We start from the raw sequence: 2,292 nt of genomic DNA, 5'->3' as shown, positions 1-2,292 counted from the left end.
GACAAATAATTGAATATTTCCGCATAAGTCTCTGAACCTTTTTACGATTAACGATAATCTTTAACTTGTTATAGAAGTACATGACGATGCCACGAGATCCTTTATCATATTTAATGGTAAGTTGGTCATCAATCGAGAGCAGGCCAAAATTGTAGAGAGGATTTACGATGAATACCTTTCAGGGAAGACTGTAGACCACATCAAGCGAATACTTGAAAGAGAAGAAGTAAAGAACTGGAATGGAACAACCAAGTGGCATGCAAAGACGATACAGAGTATGCTCCAAAATGAAAAATACAAGGGCGATGCCATTTTGCAAAAGAGCTACTCCGTTGATTTTCTAACAAAAAAGAGAGTGAAGAATGAAGGCCACATCCAGCAGTACCACATCGAAGAAAATCACGAGGCGATTATTGACCCCTTGATTTGGGAAGCGGTTCAGCTGGAATACGATAGAAGGAGCAACTACATCGAGGAACATGGGACCAACTCATATTCACACAATCCAGAAAGAAATTTCTTTGCAGGAAAGGTAGTCTGCGGTACTTGCAATCAGGCATTCACCAGAAAAGGCTGGAAGTCAAAGAACAGCTACAGAAAGGTATGGCAATGCCAGGAACGGTATAAGGTCAAAGGGGTACAGGGTTGCACCAACAGGCACATTGATGAAACCATTCTAATTGATGCTTTCATCCTTTCATGGAATGCACTCATTGATAACAGAGAAGGGCTTAAAAAGAAATGGGAAACCACCGCAGAGTTTGGAAACCCGCTGGAGCAGTACAGAGCTGTCCAGTTTGCTGATATCACAGAAGATGCAAAATACATCAAAGAAAGTGATACGGACTTCATCTTAAGAACCTTGGACCACATCAAGGTCTATGAAACAGGGAGAATCATTATCCGCTTTATGGACGGAACGGAGATGGAGTGTAATGGGGAATAATAAGGGATTAGCAGGCTGACTTGGATCAATGATCTGAGTTGGCTTTTTTAAGTTAACTTGGGTTTACATTGATAAATATTTGTAAATATCTTATAATTTACGTTAAGAGTATATATGCAAATGACTAGCAGCCTCGAGTGCATATTCGAGGTTTTTCATGTTTTAGTGTGTGAAAGGGGGGATAGTATGAAGAAAAAGGTAATACAACCTGATGACTATTTTAGTAATGGTGTTTTTGAAATTGCTAGGTATGGAAAAATGGTTGCTATGGCAAATCATATGGATGAAGAACAGCATGAGATGTTTATGGAAAGAGTAGCCGATAGTTATGATGAAACAGTTAATGATATTCAAAATATAATTTATGAAATACGACTATTGGTTAGCAAGTGTGATCCATTGAAGTTACTAAAATATTCTTATGGGCAATTTTTTCAATCACTTTTAGGTATTACCTCAGAAGCTCAGCTTAAGGAAGAGAATGTAATACAGGGAAGAGAAGTTGAGTATATTCAAAGTATATTGGCTTCAACAGAAGTCGAAAAAACTAATAATCAAGAAGATCAAAGTGAATTATTTTTTTCCATATCAGAAAAAATTTCAGAAATATATAAAAAAATAAATAGTGAATTTTTTATATCATATACAGCAAAAGAGAGACTTAATAATCCAGAAATAACCCCCGAAGTGGAAATGTTTGTGATCGAATCGATTTTTTCGACTCTATATCGGGGCGAGAGGTATCCAGTTTTTGAAATTGAACATCTCCAAGATTTGCTATTACCTCATGATGATATATTTCTGAAACTTTATAATATCAAATCAGAGGATTTCATTAAAGGGCTCTACAATATTCAAAAGGTTTTATCAAGTGGTATGTTCTCAGCGTTTAAGGATTTGGAAAGTCTAATATCTGACTTTGATGTATTTGCTAAAAATAAAAAAGAAACACAGATATTTGGTTCGTTTGCGAGGTTGATTGATGAGGATGAAGAACTTAACAAAAAGCGGGAAAGTTTTATCAATAACTTCGTAGGGTTTGGTTTACATGATTTATCTACACTAACTGATTGGCCTGAAAATTTATTAAGAGACTTATCATGGGGTATTGGAGAAGAAACTGATTTTTTTGCAAAGAATAAATACCCAGGTTGGCCTATAATTGAGATGCCTGTATTTAAACGACCATTTATCGAGATAGATAATGGCTACTATTGCTTTGATTATTATAATTTGTTCGACAACATATATTGGACAGGTTACACTAAACTAGACTATTTCGTTAAGGTCGGTTAAACTTGTGGGACTAATCACCCGAGGGAGAGACCAATCATGGAAAAAAGAGC

The 2,292-nt window shown here is 36.0% G+C and carries 2 protein-coding genes; both read left to right on the top strand.

Annotated elements, in window-relative coordinates:
- The first annotated feature begins 121 nt into the window (after nucleotides 1-121).
- Complete coding sequence (locus BM098_RS13130; RefSeq protein ID WP_234987513.1) at nucleotides 122-946, top strand: recombinase family protein; 825 nt, start codon at nucleotides 122-124, stop codon at nucleotides 944-946.
- Nucleotides 947-1,132: 186 nt separating this feature from the next.
- Nucleotides 1,133-2,242, top strand: coding sequence for a hypothetical protein (locus BM098_RS13125; RefSeq protein ID WP_089834098.1), 1,110 nt, complete (start codon nucleotides 1,133-1,135; stop codon nucleotides 2,240-2,242).
- Nucleotides 2,243-2,292 lie beyond the last annotated feature (50 nt).

Source organism: Halolactibacillus halophilus (genome assembly GCF_900115605.1).
Classification (GTDB): Bacteria; Bacillota; Bacilli; order Bacillales; family Amphibacillaceae; genus Halolactibacillus; species Halolactibacillus halophilus.
This window is presented reverse-complemented; position numbering and strand designations above follow the sequence as displayed.

Coding starts and splice junctions, on each gene's coding strand:
- BM098_RS13125 (WP_089834098.1), top strand. CDS start 1,133: ATGAAGAAAAAGGTAATACAACCTGATGACTATTTTAGTAATGGTGTT.